The organism is Rhodococcus artemisiae, from assembly GCF_036327795.1.
Classification (GTDB): domain Bacteria; phylum Actinomycetota; class Actinomycetes; order Mycobacteriales; family Mycobacteriaceae; genus Rhodococcus; species Rhodococcus artemisiae.
In genome coordinates this window covers 59,014-75,151 of sequence record NZ_JAUTXY010000003.1, presented here as the reverse complement: position 1 = coordinate 75,151, position 16,138 = coordinate 59,014, and the positions used below count along the sequence as shown (strand labels likewise).

Here is a 16,138-nt window from a genome sequence, read left to right as displayed (position 1 = left end):
AGCTACCCCGCGTGCTCAGGCCCGGCCCTGGATGTGCTCGAAGTAGAAGACGACCGCCTGAGTGCGGTCGCGCAGGCCCAGCTTCCCGAGGATTCGCCCGATGTGGGTTTTCACCGTTTCCTCCGCCACCGACAGCTCCGCCGCGATTTCCGGATTCGACATTCCGCGCGCCATCACCTGCAGGACTTCCCGTTCCCTCGGCGTCAACACCGACGCCCGACCGGATTCCACGACCGCAGTGCCCTTGCGCCTGGCGAATTCGGCGATCAGACGGGTGGTGACCGACGGTGCGAGCATCGACTCCCCCGCTGCGACGGTGCGCACACCTGTGATGAAATCCGACGCGGTCGACTGCTTCAGCAGAAATCCGCTGGCTCCGAGACTCAGCGCGTCGTAGACGTAGTCGTCGAGGTCGAAGGTGGTCAGCATCATCACTCTGGTGCGATTGTCCGGCCTGGTGAGTACCACCTCCGCAGCGCGGATTCCGTCGAGCCTGGGCATCCGGATGTCGAGGACCACGACGTCGGGGTCCAACGCTGCGACGAGCTCGACCGCCTCCGCGCCGTCCTCCGCAGATCCCACCACGTCGATGTCGCTCTGAGTGTTCAGCACCGCGGCAATTCCGTCGCGGACGAGCGCCTGGTCGTCGGCTACCACCACGCGAATCATCGCTCCTCCCTGAGACCGGCGTGTGCCACAGCACGATGGTCGAACTCGACATCGACGACGAACCGTCCATACTCGTCGGGGCCCGTCTCCACGGTCCCGCCGTACGCGGCGACCCGTTCGCGTATTCCGATGAGCCCGTGCCCTCCACCGTCGGACGCCGGGTGGCCGGGCACGATGGCGTTACCGACCGTGAGGCGCGAATGTCCCGCTCCGATCCGGATCTCGACGGTCACACCGTTGCCTGCGCCGTGCCGATGCGCGTTGGTCAGCGCTTCCTGGAGGATGCGGTACATCGCGCACGAGATCTCCGTCGGTACCGTGTCCGGATCCCCGAGTACTCGCAGGTCCACCTCCTGCCCCGACGAACCGCACCATCTCGCGACCAGGTCGTCGAGCCCGTCGAGTGTGGAGGCTTCCGATCCGCCCTCCGTTTCGGGGCCTCGGAGGACGTCGACGACCCTGCGCATCTCGGTCAACGCGGTCGCTGCCGCCGCGTGGATGTCGTCGAATGTGGAGTGGACACCGACCGGTAGTTCCGGATGTGTGAATGTCGCGGCCTGTGTCTGAACTGCGATCATCGACATATGGTGGGCAACCACGTCGTGCAGCTCCCGTGCGATACGGGTGCGCTCGCGGGCGATGACTTCGCGGTGTTCCTGTTCACGGCGCAGCCCTCGTTCCACGACCAGATGTGTCTCGGCCGCGCGAAGTCGCCGAAAGACCGCGCCGGCAGCCACGATCCCCGTGGCGGCAACAGCGATCATCGCAACCGCATGCAGCGGCAGACCGACCGTCCACATTGCAGGAAGGACGACCAGGATCAGCGACGTCGACGCCGCAGCCGACACCACCCGAAGCGGCCGGCCCGAGGCGAGTGCGATCAGTGCCATACCGGCCGAGATGCAACTTGCGACCGGCCATGGCACGACCTCGTCCTGGACCAGCCCCGAGACCGTGCCCGCAGCAAACCCGAAGGTCATCAGTTGCCAGGTCACCAGCGGGCTCGCGAACACGAACACCAGCGGAAGCACTTGTACCGCCCCGAGCAGGTAGGCGGCCACGACCCACGGCACCATGTCGGTCAGCTGTCCGACCGACGTGCCGAACAGCAGGGTCAGCAACAGCACTGCACCGGCGAGACCTGGTGTTCCGCTGCGCCCGCGCGGGCGCAGCGGGGCGTACGACGTCTCCGGTGTCCACGCTTCGACAACGGCCCGGACCTGACCGGAGGCGACATCCCGGACACGTGATGATGGGGCGGTCGCCCTCGATCTCGTATGGAGCACACCCGACACTAGGTCGAAGGTTCGTCGTCGGGCATCCCCCCGGAGAGCTATTTATCTTGCGGGGGAATCCGCACCGCCCGCGAAGGAGCTATCCGACCGCGCCGAGCGCAAGGTTGGTCAGTACCCGCACACCCACCGGGAGTGCCCGTTCGTCGAGATCGAACGTCGGCTGGTGGATGTCGAGTTCGGGCCCGGAGCCGGACCATACACCCAAGCGACCCATCGCACCGTGGATCTGCTCGAGATACCACGAGAAGTCTTCGCCACCACCGGATTGCGGGGTGTCCGACAGCGCGTCGGGACCGGCCGCCCGGATCGCGTCCTCGAACATCCGCGCCGAGACCTCGTCGTTGACGACGGGCGGCACGCCGCGACGGTAGTGCAGTTCGTAGCTCACCCCGGTGGGAGCGAGGAGCCCGTGCACGATCTCACGGACCATCGGTTCGAGAAGCTCCCAGGTCTCGTGGTCGCCGGTGCGCACCGTGCCGGCCAGCATTCCCGTGCGCGGGATGGCATTCGGGGCCTTGCCCGCACTGACGGCACCCCAGACCATGACGGTGCCGGTGCGCGGATCGATCCTTCGGCTGAGCATGCCCGGGAGTCCGGTGATCACGGTGCCCAGTCCGTAGACGAGGTCACCCGTCAGGTGCGGACGCGACGTGTGCCCGCCGGGGGAATCGAGGACGAGCTCGATGGTGTCGGCGGCCGAGGTGATCGCGCCCACCCTCATTCCCACCTTGCCGACCTCGAGCCGCGGGTCGCAGTGCAACGCGAAGATGCGGGACACGCCGTCGAGACCTCCGGCCGCGACGACATCGAGGGCACCGCCGGGCATGACCTCCTCCGCGGGCTGGAACACCAGCCGCACACCGACGGGTAACTCGGGCACCGTCGCGAGAGCCAGGCCCGCTCCGAGCAGCACGGTGGTGTGTGCATCATGACCACACGCGTGGGAGACGCCGGGAACGGTCGACGAGAAGTCGAGTCCCGTCATCTCCTGCAGCGGTAACGCATCCATGTCGGCACGCAACGCGATTCGCGGTCCGTTCGTGGGCCCGAGATCGCAGATCAGACCGGTGCCGCGGGGCAGCACCTTGGGTGTGAGCCCGGCCGCTGTCAGCCTGGTCGCGACGAATTCGGTGGTGGCATACTCCTGCCGCGCCAACTCGGGGTTGGCATGGATGTGACGGCGCCACGCGATCAGGTCTCCCGCGTGCTCGTCGATCCATTTCTCCACGTACGGGTTCATCGGCGGCCCGCCCCTTCGAGCAGGCGGGCACGCTGACCTGGGTCGACGGCAACGCGGGCCGCGGTCGCGGTGAGCGCGCGGGCGCCGTCGAGAAGGGCGCGGTCGGCGGACTCTGTGATACACGCGGCGGCGAATGCTTCCTGATGTGTGACGGCACCACCCGAGTCGAGACCGATGACGGGGTGTATTCCTGGCAGGACGTTCGTCACGTTTCCCATGTCGGTGCTGCCCAGCGGGCGGAACCCTTCCTCTTCGACGGGCAGCGGTGCGCGCCCTAGACCGATGATCTCTTCACGATATGCCTGCACCAGCCACGGGTCCGGGGTGAGTTCGGTGTAGGTAGGCGACACGGTCCGGATGCTGTGGGTGCATCCGGCGGCGAGAGCGCCGGCCTCGAAGCAGTGTCCGGCGCGTTCGCGGAGATCGTCGAGCAGGCCGGCGGTGGTCGCGCGCAGGTAGTAGAGCATCTCGGAGTGGCCGGGCACGATGTTGGGTGCGGCCCCGCCGTCGCTGACGATGCCGTGGATCTGCTGCCCCGGGATCAGGTGTTGTCGCATGAGACCGATCGCGACCTGCGCGACGGTTGCCGCGTCGGCCGCATTGCGCCCGTATTCGGGTGCCGCGGACGCGTGCGCTTCCCGTCCGACATAGGAGACGGCGATGTCGGCGAGCGCAAGCGAGGTCGCCCCGGTGATGTCGAAGGGGCCCGGATGGACCATCAGAGCGGCACCGACGCCGTCGAACTCGCCGCGCTCGAGCATGAGGACCTTGCCGCCACCGGTTTCCTCGGCCGGAGTGCCGATCACGCGCACGGTGACGCCGAGTTCGTCCGCGAGCGCGGCCAACCCGATCCCGGCCCCGACAGCCGCGGCGGCGATGATGTTGTGCCCGCAAGCGTGCCCGATTCCGGGAAGCGCGTCGTATTCCGCGCAGAACGCGAGAACCAGCTCGCCGCTGCCGTATCGGGCGTCGAATGCGGTCGGGAGGTCGGCGACACCGGTGCGGACCTCGAACCCGGTGTCGCGGAGGACCTCGACGATCTTGGCGGCGCTGCGGTGTTCGCCGAATGCCAGTTCCGGTTCCGCGTGGATCGAATGCGACAGTGCGATCAAGGTGTCTGAGGCAGCCTCGATCGCACTGTCGGATTCGGTCGTCACGATGCCCAGTCTGTCATGCCGGACGGGCGCATCCGACGATGCCACGCGACCCCGGCCGACGGTCAGCCGAGGCGGAAGTTGGACTCGTCCGTCTTCGTCTGCAGCGCCTCGATCAAGGGCGCATGCAGGCCGCGCTTGATTCCTCCCAGGTTCTTGCCGCGGGTCGAGGTCAGCGCCGCAGCCTTCTCGACGGCCGCTGCGAGGACTCCGTCGCCGTCCACGTGCTGCTCGGCTATGCCTACGGCAACTGCGTCGATGCCTCCGAACCGGCGACCGGTGGTCATCGCGTCGACCGCGGTCTGGATGGGAAGACGCTCCCGCATCAGCGTGGACATTCCGACGGTGAACGGCATGTTCAGGTTCACCTCGGGCAGGCACCAGAAACCGCGATCAGCGCGCATCATCCGGAAGTCGTGGGTGAGGGCGAGCATCGCGCCTGCTCCGAAGGCGTGTCCCTGTACGGCGGCGATCGTCGGCATCTGGAAGGTCAGGATCCGCACGAAGAGTTCGTGCACAGAGTCCAGGTATCCGGGCAGGTCTGCCAAGTTGCCGAAGATCCAGTCGGTGTCGAGGCCGTTGCTCCAGAACTTCCCGGTTGCGGCAGTGACAAGGGCAGCGGGGCCCTCATACGCCTCGACCTCGTCGAGCCGGTGGTGCAGCTCGATGAGCATGTCGGGATGGAAGCGGTTCTCGTTGACCTCTTCGCCCTGGTTGCCGAGATACAGGACGAAGACGTCGCCGTCACGTTCGAGGTAAGCCATGATCGCAAGAATACCCCGATTCCTACTCACGAGTAACTTCCGCGTTGCCGCTAGGGTCTGACCTCATGGGAACACCCGAGATCTTCGATCCCGCCCTCGCGGCGAAGGCCGCGGCCGGCGTCGTCGCCGAACGCACGGGCATCACCGCACACACCATTGCCGTCGTCCTCGGTTCGGGCTGGCGCGCCGCAGTCGACCGCTTCGGCGAACCCACCGCGAGCATTCCGATGAGTGACCTCCCCGGCTTCGCGCCACCCACCGCCGCCGGACACTCCGGCACCGTGCACTCGTTCACCGTCGGCGACAACACGGTGCTCGTGCTCGCGGGACGCACCCACGCCTACGAGGGCCACGAGCTGAGCCGGGTCGTCCATCCGGTACGCACCGCAGTCGCCGCGGGAGCCCACACCGTGATCCTCACCAACGCCGCGGGAGGTGTCGATCCCGACCTCGGAGTGGGACAGCCCGTTCTCATCTCCGACCACCTCAATCTCACGGGCCGCTCGCCGCTCGTCGGCGCCCAGTTCGTCGACCTCGTCGACGCCTATTCCCCCGAGTTGCGCGCGCTCGCCCGCGAGATCGACCCCACGTTGCCCGAGGGCGTCTACGCCGGACTGCCCGGGCCGCACTACGAGACACCCGCCGAGATCCGGATGCTGCGCGTCCTCGGCGCAGATCTCGTCGGCATGTCGACGGTGCACGAGACCATCGCCGCACGCGCGGCGGGTGCGCGCGTCCTCGGCCTCTCGCTGGTCACCAATGCGGCGGCAGGCATCACGGGCGAGCACCTCGACCACGCGGAAGTCCTCGCCGCGGGGCGCGGGGCCGCAACCCGCATGGGTGATCTCCTGCGCGATCTGGCGGCCGGGCTGTGACCCTCCGGTTCGGGACCGCGGGGCTGCGCGGGTCTGTCGGCGACGGACCGGACTGCATGAACGTCCCCAACGTCGTGCGCACCACCGCGGGCCTCGCGGCTTGGCTCGTCGCACAGGGACAGCGCGGCGGAACAGTCGTGGTGGGACGCGACGCGCGCCACGGGTCTGCAGAGTTCTTCACCGCGACCGCCGAGGTACTCGCCGCGGCCGGATTCGACGTCGTCGCCCTCCCCCGACCACTTCCGACCCCGGTCACCGCCTACGCGGTACGGGAACTGGATGCAGCAGCGGGAGTGCAGATCACCGCGTCACACAACCCGGCATCCGACAACGGCTACAAGGTGTACCTCTCGGGTGGAGCCCAGATCGTGTCGCCGGCCGACAGGCAGATCGAGGCGGCGATCGACGACGCGCCGGAGGCCGACTCGGTTCCTCGCGAGGCAGTGGCGACCTCGGGCAGCGACCTCGTCGACCGCTATCTCGCACGGGTGGCGTCGCTGCCACGCTCGGCGCACAGAGACCTGAGAATCGCGTTGACACCGCTACACGGCGTCGGAGGCGAGACGGCGGTCGCCGCGCTGCATGCGGCCGGGTTCACCGATGTTCACGTCGTCGCGACGCAGTTCGAGCCCGATCCCGCGTTCCCGACGGTCGCGTTCCCGAACCCGGAGGAACCGGGCGCCGTCGACGCCTTACTCGAACTCGCTGCCGACATCCACGCCGACATCGCAATCGCGTTGGATCCGGACGCCGATCGCTGCGCGGTCGCGGTTCCCACTCCGGCCGGGTGGCGAATGCTTCGCGGTGACGACACCGGCGTGCTGCTCGGCGACCGCATCCTCGATCACGCACCGGCCGGGTCGCTGGTGGCAACGACCATCGTCTCGTCGACGCTGCTCGGCACACTGGCCGCCGCGCGCGGAGCCCGATTCGCACGGACCCTCACCGGCTTCAAGTGGCTCACCCGAGCCGGCGAGGGCCTGGTCTACGCGTACGAGGAGGCCATCGGGCACTGCGTCGACCCCGATGCCGTGCGTGACAAGGACGGGATCGGCACGGCCGTCGTGGTCGCCGACTACGCAGCCGAGCTGAAGGGGTCGGGCCGTACCCTCGTCGATGCACTCGACGACCTGCACCGCCGCTTCGGGGTGCACGTGGGCGACCAGGTAGCGATCCGCGTCACCGCACTCACGCAGATCGACACGATCATGACGAGGTTGCGGTCGGAGCCTCCTCTCACACTGGCCGACGAGCCTGTGACCCTGACCGATCTGGCGACCGACCCGGGACCACTGAACACCGACGCACTCATCTTCGAGGGCGCCACGGTCCGAGTGGTGATCAGGCCGTCCGGCACCGAACCGAAACTCAAGTGCTATCTCGAATCGGTGGCCCGCACGGGCAATCGCGATGCTGCGACGAAGTCGCTGGACTCGTTGCGCCGCTGGGCAATCGGACTGGCCGACTGAGCACAGGTCAGAGCCGGACCGGCTTTCCGTAGGTGATGGCGACGTCGTTGGACGACGTGACCGCCTTGGCGTAGGGCCGGATCGTGACCGGCCCGATCGCGCCGGACACCGATCCGCGGATACCCGCGAATCGCACCGTAGTGGAGTCGCCGTCGAACGTGTGCTCTTCGATGATCGGCACATCGGTGATGCCGCCGGGCGCAAGCTCGACCTCGAGTTCCTGCTCCGGAACCAGCGACGCCTCCCAGGCGTTTCCGGTGCCGAGGTCGACTCCCACCGCCAGATCCGGGATGAGCTCCACCCCGAGGTTCGCGCTGTTGTCACCTCCGACCGTCAGACCCGGAGTGATGACGTGGGCGACCGCGCCGGGCAACGCAGCCGGATAGCCGATCTGGTAACCGACGGTAAGTTTCGTACCCGCGGCCTGCGCCGCTTCATACCCGGTGATCCGGACGGATGTCGTTCCGTCTGCAAAGAACTCGACGCTGAGGGGCGAGCTGTCGAGTGGTGGGTACATCTGGATCGACGTATCCGCCTGTGCCACTTCGATCGCGCGGCCACCTTCGAGCGGTAGGATCCGGGAATTGTCGATGTCGGCGGAAGCCACCGCGGGGTTGGCGAGGACGGCGAGCGTCGACGCCGCACCCAGCGCGGCAATCCGGAGTGGCGCTTTCAAACGTGTGTGAAAAAGGGTATCGCGCATCGTATTTCCCTGTTCCGCAGAGGTCGTTCGGTCACAACGGACGTTGCGAACAGGGAGCAGCGTATAGAGGCGGGGTCACTGTTCGTGACGGAGCCGGTCTCCGTACGGTTACGGATCAGAGACGTTATAGCGTCACTCCAGCACCAAAGGTCCCATTGGTAACATACCCCCAGGGGGTTTCTAGCGCGGGCCGAACTGACGGTCTCCGGCGTCTCCGAGCCCCGGCACGATGTACTTCGCGTCGTTGAGACCGGCGTCGATCGCCGCGGTCACGAGGCGAACCGGATGCCCCGACGCGGCGAGCGTCTCGACACCCTGCGGCGCACACACGACACACACCGCGGTGATGTCGGTCGCGCCGCGAGACACCAGCATGTCGAGCGTCTGCACCATCGACCCACCCGTCGCAAGCATCGGATCCAGCACGAACACCGGAAGGCCCGACAGATCCCCGGGCAGCGATTCCAGGTACGGCACCGGCTCGAAGGTCTCCTCGTCCCGGGCAAGCCCCACGAACCCGACCTGCGCCTGCGGAATCAGGGCGTGCGCCTGCTCCACCATGCCGAGCCCCGCACGCAGCACCGGAACGAGCAGGGGCGGCTGCTTCAGACGCACTCCGGTCGTGACAGCCACAGGAGTCCGGACGTCGAACTGCTCGACCGGCGCCTCCCGGACCGCCTCGTAGATCAACATCTGGGTGAGTCGGCGCAACGCGTGCCGGAAAGCGGCATTGTCGCTGCGTTCATCCCGCAGGATCGTGAGCAGGGAAGCAGCGAGCGGGTGGTCGACCACGAGCGAATCCATGGATCGAAGGATAGAACGACGGAACCGAAGTGCCCTCCGGCGCGTCGAAACAATGTGACACACATCCGACAGTGAACGATGTGCCACACATCCGACGGTGAACGATGTGCCACACATCCGACGGTGAACGATGTGACACACATCCGACGGTGACCGAGGAGACATACGGTGCCCCATCCACAGACCGACGCCGACACACTCGAGGCCGACACGGAGGTGATCGCGGGATTCGGCCGCGTTGCTGCAGCCCTCGCCGAACAGATCGACCAGGCCGCACTCGAGACCAGGACGACCGACCCGATCGGACTCACACCGCTCCTCGGCCCGGTCGGCGCCGACTTCCTCGCGGCGTTCACTGCCGCATACAACGGCCACTCCCGCGAACTCGACCGGATCCGCGAGGTCCTCTCGGGGATGGGCACCACGGCGACCCTCACTGCAGCCGCATACGAACGCACCGAGAGGGAGACGACCGCTGCCCTGCGTGGCATCGTCGTGGGGCTCGAGATCCGTGAGGCCGGCCTGTGATGGCCGGCGTGGGGGCAGACGCACTCGTCTCGCCCCTGCACGATCTGCTCGGAGCCTTCGGTACCGACGTACCGCCGAGTTCGGACCCGGGCAACGGACTGCGTGCCGGGTGCGCGATGGCAGAGGAAGCGCACGCCACCTGCCGGAGTGCGCTCGCGGAGCTCTCGTGGGGGTGGACCGGGGCCGCCGCCGAGGCCGCGCTCGACAGCGGCGAGCGGATTCTCGCGGACACCCTCGGTGCCGTCGATCGAGGGATCGAGCTCGCTACCAGCGTGCTCGACGCCACGGTCACGGTGGTCACCGGAGCGGCCGAGTTGAAACGCATCATCGATTCGTTCGTCGTGCTCGCCCAGAACGCTGCACCCGCACTGGCCCTCCCACAGGGGCAGCTGATGCTGATCACCGCCGCGATCGAACACATCTCCGAGGGCCTGGACGTGCTCACACGAGTGGTTGCCGCACTCTCCGAGCTCACCGCGACGGTGACCGCCTCGATCCCCGCGCCCCCGGCGGGGGCTCCGATACCGAACGAGGACGGCACAGTACCGGCCGCGCCAGGGAATCTTCCGACGGGATCCGGTGAGATCTCGACGATGGGCGGCTCGGCACCCGCGACCGGTGGCGGGGTCGCGGTGACACTGCCCGACGGCACCGTTGCACATGCCCCGAATCCGACCGCCGCCGAAGCCGTTCGCCGCGCACTCGACCAGCAGGGAACACCGTACGTGTGGGGTGGCACCACTCCGGGTCGCGGACTCGACTGCAGCGGCCTGACCCAGTGGGCATACGGGCAGGCGGGTCTCGAGATTCCGCGTCTCGCGCAGGAACAGGATGTCGGGACGCCTGTCGACTCCGGGTCCGTGCTGCCGGGCGACCTCGCGGTCTGGGACGGGCACGTCGCTATGGTCGTGGGTGGCGGGATGATGGTCGAAGCAGGCGACCCCGTCGCCGTGACCCCCATCCGTACCACGAACAGCGGGATGAGCTTTCAGGGCTTCTACCGACCCACAGAGTGACCGCGAAGCCCGACCGACCGTGCGGCCCGAATCTCACCCGCGCCCGCGGGAACCGATGCGCCGTCCGGTGCGTCCAATCGTGTATGGACACCAACCAGTCGATCCCGGTGACAGCCACCGCACAGAACGCTGCCGGCACCATCCGGGTCCGCGCCACCGACGAAGGCCTGCCGATCGATCTGCGCATCGACCCGCGAGAACTGCGGTTCGGGGCTGCACAACTCGCCGAGGCCATCGTCGCGTTGAATCGGCGGGCCGCGCTCGACGCGGCGATTCTGCGGCGTGAGCAACTCTCCGCTCAGGGCGTCCCCAGTGATGTCCTCGACCGGATGGGCATGCCCACCCGCGACGACCTCCCCGATCTCGAACACGACGAAGGCGGTTACGGCACGCACCCGACCTGGATGCACCGGCCCCTGTAGTTCCTGCAATCGCAGTAGTTCCTGCAATCGCAGTAGTTCCTGCAATCGCGAACCCGATACCACATCAACGGAAGGACGACAGGCCATGAGCGAGCACCAGGTCGAGGAGATCGTCGACCGCGTACGCACACAGCTCGGCGTACTCGAGCACACACTCGACGGACTCGGTGCGCTACGCGGTTCCGCGAGGAACGAGGACGGCAGCATCGTCGCGCACGTCGACGGTCGGGGCGCTCTGGCAGGCCTGGAACTTGCCGAATCGGTGACTCGCCGCGACGCCGCCGAGCTCGGATCGGAGATCCTCGCGACCGTTCACGAGGCCGCGCGCCGGGCCGGCGCGGACCGCGCCCGGCTACTTCAAGACCTCCGGAGCGCCCTCGGGTGACGCTTTTCTCCCCTCCCCCGCTATATCTTCAGCGCTGCAATGGCTAGGCTTCGCGCCATGGCTGGAGACATCGTCCCGATCGAGCTCGGTCTCACCGACGGCGACCTCGTCACCTTGTGGGCGCCCAAGTGGCGCGAAGGTGACGACGAGTGGGAGGCCTTCCTCGGCCACGGTGACGACCTGTACGGGTTCCCGTCGGTCGCGCACCTCGTCGCGTTCGTGCGCTCGAACAACGACAACGATCTCGTCGAGCATCCGGCGTGGCCGGTCGTGTCGAAGCTCGCTGCCGTCGAGTTCGAGCCCGACGAGGCGCACGCGTTCGATCTGATCGGGGTCCCGGAGCTGGTGGCCGGCGACCTCGACCCGGTCTTCGTCTCGGAGCTCCAGGACACTTTCGACATCGTCAGCATTCTCGGCGACGTGTGCGAGCTCGATGTGGTCACCAAATTCTTCGAACGCCCGGAGGTCGACACCGTGCTTCGGTACGGCGTCGCGGCGTTCGACGACCGCACCGGCGCAGAGCTGTGGAACAAGCTCGGTGCCGCGGTCGCCGAGGACTGGGACGCCGTAATCGACGCGCTCGACGCGGTCGTCACGACCCCGAACACCGACGACGCTGCGGTTTCGGAGATCGAGTCGGAACTGGTCGCGGTCGACGAGAACGACGTCGAGGCGGACGACGCGGTCGATGATGCCGAGGAGGACGAGTACGAGTACGTCGACGACGAGGCGGGCGACGACTTCTGGACGTCCGTGGGCATCGACCCCATCAAGATCATCACTTCAGAGGGCACGTGGTTCACACTGCGGTGCTACCTGGACGATGACGCCGTGTTCCTCGGCTCCGAGGGCTCGATCCTCGTATTCGGGTCCGAACGTGCGCTCGGCCGGTACCTGGCCGACAACCACGACCACGACCTGGCACCGCTGGAGACGTACGAGGCCATCCGGCACGCCGCCACGGACGGCTCGCTCGAGGTCGCGGTCACCGAGGACAACGTCTACGTGCTCACCGGAATCGCCGACGACATCGTCGAGGGTGTCACCGCGGTCGATCCCGAACAGATGGAACTCGCCGTCGAGCTGTTCACCGATGCGGCGAACTACGTCGGCGAGGACGCAACCGACGCGGCACTCGCCGGTTCGTCCGAGCTGGGCTGGTTCGTCAACTACGTGATCGAACCTGATTCGAGCAGACTCGCCCCGAGTGCGCCGTTCGATGCAGAGGCCCTCGCGTGGCGCGACCTCGAGCGTGAGTTCGAAGCCCACCTACGCAAGCTGTGAGGGGCGGGCAGGGTATTCCCCGCGGTCGAGTACCGAGCCGGATGGTCAGGCTTGATACCTCCCCTCAGCCGAGGAGCACTGCGTACCCGGGCTTGATGACGTCGTCGATCAGTTCGAGGCGTTGGTCGAACGGGAGGAACGCCGACTTCATCGCATTGATGGTGAAGCGCTCCAGATCCGACCACCCGTAGCCGAACGCCCCGACCAGCCGAGTCATCTCCCGCGTCATCGTGGTGTCGCTCATCAGCCGGTTGTCGGTGTTGACGGTCACCCGGAAGCGCAGACGGGCAAGCAGGTCGAACGGATGCTCCTCGATGGTCCGCACGGCACCGGTCTGCACATTGGAGCTGGGGCACAGTTCCAGCGGAATCCTCTTGTCCCGCACGTAGTTCGCGAGTAGGCCGAGGGTTGCCGTGCCGTCCGAATGCACCGTGATGTCGTCGACGATGCGTACTCCGTGCCCGAGACGGTCGGTGCCGCAGAACGCGACTGCCTCGTGGATCGACGGCAAGCCGAACGCCTCGCCGGCGTGAATGGTGAAGTGTGCGTTCGCGGCGCGCGTGTACTCGAATGCATCGAGGTGCCTGCTCGGAGGATTTCCGGCCTCGGCGCCCGCGATGTCGAATCCGACGACTCCGCGGTCGCGGAACCGCACGGCCAGTTCGGCGATCTCCCGAGAACGCGCGGCATGCCGCATCGCGGTGAGCAAACACCCGACCCGAATGCGCCGCCCACTGGCCGCTGCCACAGCCGACTCCCCCGCACGGAACCCTTCGAGGACATGTTCGACCACACGGTCGAGACTCAGACCCCGCTCGAGATGTTGCTCGGGCGCGAACCGGACCTCGGCGTAGGCGACGCCGTCTTCTGCGAGGTCGATGACGCATTCCCGCGCGACCCGCTCGAGACCTTCGGGAGTCTGCATCACGGCGACTGTGTGCTCGAAGGTCTCCAGGTAGCGCTCGAGCGACCCGCTGTCGGCGGAGTCACGAAACCACGAGGCGAGCTCGTCTGCTGTATCGGCCGGCAATCGATGACCGCAGTCATCGGCGAGTTGGAGGATCGACTCGGGCCGCAGCCCGCCGTCCAGGTGGTCGTGCAGGACCACTTTCGGCGCGACCCGAAGCCGCGTCCCTCCCGGCAGCTCGTTCATGTCCCGGACGGTAGTCGCCTACTCGGTGATCCGCTCGATGACGAGTGGGCGCCGTTCCGGCGGCTCCACTCCGATGCGTACTCCGCCGCGCAGGTCCGCCAGCGCGGCCGGGAACATCTGCGGCGTGTCGGTGTGGAGTGTCGCGATCGGCTGCCCCGCACGAACCGAATCGCCGGGTGTCACGTGAAGTTCGACACCCGCACCTGCCTGCACAGCGCTGCCCTGTTGTGCGCGCCCCGCTCCGAGCCGCCATGCGGTGAGCCCGACGGCCATGGCATCGAGGCCGACGAGGACGCCGTCCGACTCTGCGCGCACGGTCTCGGTGTGGTGCGCGGTCGGCAGCGGCGCGTCGGGGTCACCACCCTGAGCGACAATCATCGAACGCCAGCGATCCATCGCGGCTCCGTCGCGTAGCCGGTCGGCGGGATCGACGTCGTGGACACCCGCCGCCGCAAGCATCTCCCGGGCGAGTGCCAGAGTCAGCTCGACGACGTCGTCGGGGCCGCCGCCCGCGAGCACCTCGACCGCCTCACCTACTTCGAGGGCATTGCCTGCGGTGCGCCCGAGCGGTGTGTCCATCCGGGTGAGCAGAGCGGTGGTGCTCAGGCCGGCATCGGAACCGAGTTCCACCATTGTCCTGGCGAGCTCTCGGGCTTCTCCGATTTCCTTCATGAACGCCCCGCTGCCGACCTTCACATCGAGAACGAGGGCGCCCGTGCCTTCGGCGATCTTCTTGCTCATGATCGAACTTGCGATAAGAGGGATCGATTCGACCGTGCCGGTCACATCGCGCAGCGCGTAGAGCTTCCGGTCGGCGGGAGCCAGGTCGGTACCAGCGGCGCAGACGACTGCACCGACGGCCGGGTCGGTGAGGATCTCTGCCATCTCGGCAGTGCTCAGCTCCGCACGCCAGCCCGGAATCGATTCGAGTTTGTCGAGCGTGCCCCCGGTGTGCCCGAGTCCGCGACCCGACAGCTGAGGCACCGCCACGCCGCACGCTGCCACCAACGGGGCGAGAGGAAGGGTGATCTTGTCACCCACTCCCCCCGTGGAATGCTTGTCGACGGTGCGCAGACCCAGGCCGGTGAAATCGAGTCGCCGACCCGAGTCGATCATCGCCGTCGTCCAGCGTGCGGTCTCGGTGCGGCTCATTCCGCGGAAGTAGATGGCCATGGCGAGCGCGGACATCTGCTCGTCGGCGACGATCCCGTGGGTGAACGCTTCTATCACCCAGTCGATTTCGGATCCGGTCAGTTCGAAGCCGTCGCGCTTGCTCCGGATGATCGAGGTGATCTCAGGCATGGTCACCACCGTCGGGGACGATCGCTGCAAGATCCTGCGGGCCGAAGGCGTCGGGTAGGAGATCCGACATCGGGCGGGCACCGGCAGTGGTGTCGATGAGCAGACCGGGGCCGCCGTGTTCGAGAAGGACCTGCCGGCATCGGCCGCACGGCATCAGCAATGCCCCGCGCGCGTCGCACACGGTGACCGCTCGAAGACGACCCCCACCACCGGAGATCAAGTTACCGACGAGTACGCATTCGGCACAAAGACCCAAGCCGTGTGAGACATTTTCCACATTGCAGCCGCTCACCGTCCTGCCGTCCACGGTGAGAGCAGCAGCCCCAACCGGAAACTCCGAGTAAGGCGCATAGGCATGCCCCATAGCTTCATGTGCATTGGCGCGCAAGGACTTCCAGTCAATTTCCGGCACAATTCCACATCCTTCCACGGTGGTCCACGCAACGATTCGACGCCCCCACCGCCCGCGATCACAGTTGGAAAGGCAAACCTAACTTACGTTTTCACGCCGGTACGAATCAGCCGGGAGATTAGTTCCCGGCTTTGCGATGGGTTTAGAGTCATGCCAAGTCGGTTCAGGTTTCACGTCGGGCCCGGTACTGCGGATTTCCACAGGCGAGAGCGGCTCGACGCGTCCACCATTGACGTTGGAGGCACAGCACTCGATGAGCAGCACGACTGAAGCCGCCCCCGCACCGGCGGGGCGCACACGGTCGCTATACCGGGGGGACCCCGGAATGTGGTCCTGGGTTCTACACCGGATCACCGGCGTGGCGACGTTCTTCTTCCTATTCGTCCACGTCCTCGATACCGCACTCGTCCGGGTCAACCCCGAGACCTACGACGCGGTCATCGAAACCTACAAGAACCCGATCGTCGGCCTGATGGAGCTCGGCCTGGTGGCCATGGTGCTCTACCACGCCCTCAACGGCTTGCGCGTCATGCTCGTCGACTTCTGGTCCAAGGGCCCGAAGTACCAGCGCGTGATGCTCTGGACGATCCTGGCGATCTGGTTCGTGGTGATGATTCCCGCGTCCATCCGGATCCTCTACAACACGTTTGCGGGGCACTGATC

18 protein-coding genes are annotated in these 16,138 nt (G+C 67.0%); 8 read left to right on the top strand and 10 right to left on the bottom strand.

Going from position 1 to position 16,138, the window contains the following annotated elements:
* Window positions 1-15 precede the first annotated feature (15 nt).
* The 5 genes from Q7514_RS07920 to Q7514_RS07900 form a co-directional block, all read right to left on the bottom strand.
* The gene (locus tag Q7514_RS07920) at window positions 16-669 is read right to left on the bottom strand and encodes a response regulator transcription factor (RefSeq protein WP_330132717.1); all 654 of its coding nucleotides are present in this window, start codon (window positions 667-669) and stop codon (window positions 16-18) included.
* On the bottom strand, window positions 666-1,955 hold the full coding sequence (locus Q7514_RS07915) for a sensor histidine kinase (protein WP_330132716.1): 1,290 nt from the start codon (window positions 1,953-1,955) through the stop codon (window positions 666-668). The genes Q7514_RS07920 and Q7514_RS07915 overlap by 4 nt, the downstream gene beginning before the upstream one ends.
* An 88-nt stretch (window positions 1,956-2,043) precedes the next feature.
* Window positions 2,044-3,204 carry a M20 family metallopeptidase gene (locus Q7514_RS07910; RefSeq protein WP_330132715.1) on the bottom strand — a complete coding sequence of 387 codons (1,161 nt, stop codon included), beginning with the start codon at window positions 3,202-3,204 and terminating at the stop codon, window positions 2,044-2,046.
* Window positions 3,201-4,361 (bottom strand): M20 family metallopeptidase, encoded by a 1,161-nt coding sequence (locus tag Q7514_RS07905; protein WP_330132714.1) that lies wholly within the window; start codon window positions 4,359-4,361, stop codon window positions 3,201-3,203. Before Q7514_RS07905 ends, Q7514_RS07910 begins: the two co-directional genes overlap by 4 nt.
* A gap of 62 nt (window positions 4,362-4,423) precedes the next feature.
* Window positions 4,424-5,122, bottom strand: a complete 699-nt coding sequence (locus Q7514_RS07900) for an enoyl-CoA hydratase/isomerase family protein (protein ID WP_330132712.1) — start codon at window positions 5,120-5,122, stop codon at window positions 4,424-4,426.
* A 65-nt stretch (window positions 5,123-5,187) separates the two neighbouring features.
* Between Q7514_RS07900 and Q7514_RS07895 the strand changes: the two genes are divergently transcribed.
* Both Q7514_RS07895 and Q7514_RS07890 read left to right on the top strand, forming a co-directional pair.
* On the top strand, window positions 5,188-5,997 hold the full coding sequence (locus tag Q7514_RS07895; protein ID WP_330132711.1) for a purine-nucleoside phosphorylase: 810 nt from the start codon (window positions 5,188-5,190) through the stop codon (window positions 5,995-5,997).
* Window positions 5,994-7,466, top strand: a complete 1,473-nt coding sequence (locus Q7514_RS07890; protein ID WP_330132710.1) for a phospho-sugar mutase — start codon at window positions 5,994-5,996, stop codon at window positions 7,464-7,466. The genes Q7514_RS07895 and Q7514_RS07890 overlap by 4 nt, the downstream gene beginning before the upstream one ends.
* Window positions 7,467-7,473: 7 nt before the next feature.
* Here Q7514_RS07890 and Q7514_RS07885 read toward each other — a convergent pair whose 3' ends face one another.
* Both Q7514_RS07885 and upp read right to left on the bottom strand, forming a co-directional pair.
* A complete protein-coding gene (locus Q7514_RS07885) occupies window positions 7,474-8,169 on the bottom strand; it encodes an MspA family porin (protein WP_330132709.1) in 696 nt (231 codons plus the stop codon).
* A 180-nt stretch (window positions 8,170-8,349) separates the two neighbouring features.
* The gene (upp, locus tag Q7514_RS07880) at window positions 8,350-8,973 is read right to left on the bottom strand and encodes a uracil phosphoribosyltransferase (protein ID WP_330132708.1); all 624 of its coding nucleotides are present in this window, start codon (window positions 8,971-8,973) and stop codon (window positions 8,350-8,352) included.
* Window positions 8,974-9,141: 168 nt separating this feature from the next.
* Between upp and Q7514_RS07875 the strand changes: the two genes are divergently transcribed.
* The 5 genes from Q7514_RS07875 (at window position 9,142) to Q7514_RS07855 (ending at window position 12,608) form a co-directional block, all read left to right on the top strand.
* Window positions 9,142-9,501 carry a type VII secretion target gene (locus tag Q7514_RS07875; protein WP_330132707.1) on the top strand — a complete coding sequence of 120 codons (360 nt, stop codon included), beginning with the start codon at window positions 9,142-9,144 and terminating at the stop codon, window positions 9,499-9,501.
* Window positions 9,501-10,517, top strand: a complete 1,017-nt coding sequence (locus tag Q7514_RS07870; protein ID WP_330132706.1) for a C40 family peptidase — start codon at window positions 9,501-9,503, stop codon at window positions 10,515-10,517. Before Q7514_RS07875 ends, Q7514_RS07870 begins: the two co-directional genes overlap by 1 nt.
* An 83-nt stretch (window positions 10,518-10,600) precedes the next feature.
* On the top strand, window positions 10,601-10,939 hold the full coding sequence (locus Q7514_RS07865; RefSeq protein WP_330132705.1) for a hypothetical protein: 339 nt from the start codon (window positions 10,601-10,603) through the stop codon (window positions 10,937-10,939).
* Between the two features lie 85 nt (window positions 10,940-11,024).
* The gene (locus Q7514_RS07860) at window positions 11,025-11,324 is read left to right on the top strand and encodes a YbaB/EbfC family nucleoid-associated protein (protein ID WP_330132704.1); all 300 of its coding nucleotides are present in this window, start codon (window positions 11,025-11,027) and stop codon (window positions 11,322-11,324) included.
* A gap of 57 nt (window positions 11,325-11,381) precedes the next feature.
* On the top strand, window positions 11,382-12,608 hold the full coding sequence (locus tag Q7514_RS07855; protein ID WP_330132703.1) for a primosomal protein: 1,227 nt from the start codon (window positions 11,382-11,384) through the stop codon (window positions 12,606-12,608).
* Window positions 12,609-12,672: 64 nt separating this feature from the next.
* Here Q7514_RS07855 and Q7514_RS07850 read toward each other — a convergent pair whose 3' ends face one another.
* The 3 genes from Q7514_RS07850 to Q7514_RS07840 are packed head-to-tail and all read right to left on the bottom strand — an operon-like array spanning window position 12,673 to window position 15,475.
* The gene (locus Q7514_RS07850; RefSeq protein ID WP_330132702.1) at window positions 12,673-13,761 is read right to left on the bottom strand and encodes an adenosine deaminase; all 1,089 of its coding nucleotides are present in this window, start codon (window positions 13,759-13,761) and stop codon (window positions 12,673-12,675) included.
* Between the two features lie 18 nt (window positions 13,762-13,779).
* The gene (locus tag Q7514_RS07845) at window positions 13,780-15,063 is read right to left on the bottom strand and encodes a thymidine phosphorylase (RefSeq protein WP_330132701.1); all 1,284 of its coding nucleotides are present in this window, start codon (window positions 15,061-15,063) and stop codon (window positions 13,780-13,782) included.
* Window positions 15,056-15,475 (bottom strand): cytidine deaminase, encoded by a 420-nt coding sequence (locus tag Q7514_RS07840; protein ID WP_330132700.1) that lies wholly within the window; start codon window positions 15,473-15,475, stop codon window positions 15,056-15,058. The genes Q7514_RS07845 and Q7514_RS07840 overlap by 8 nt, the downstream gene beginning before the upstream one ends.
* Before the next feature lie 253 nt (window positions 15,476-15,728).
* On the opposite strand from Q7514_RS07840, the gene sdhC reads away from it, so the two are divergent.
* Entirely contained in the window at window positions 15,729-16,136 is a 408-nt protein-coding gene (gene sdhC, locus Q7514_RS07835; protein ID WP_330132699.1) for a succinate dehydrogenase, cytochrome b556 subunit, read from the top strand.
* Window positions 16,137-16,138: the final 2 nt, after the last annotated feature.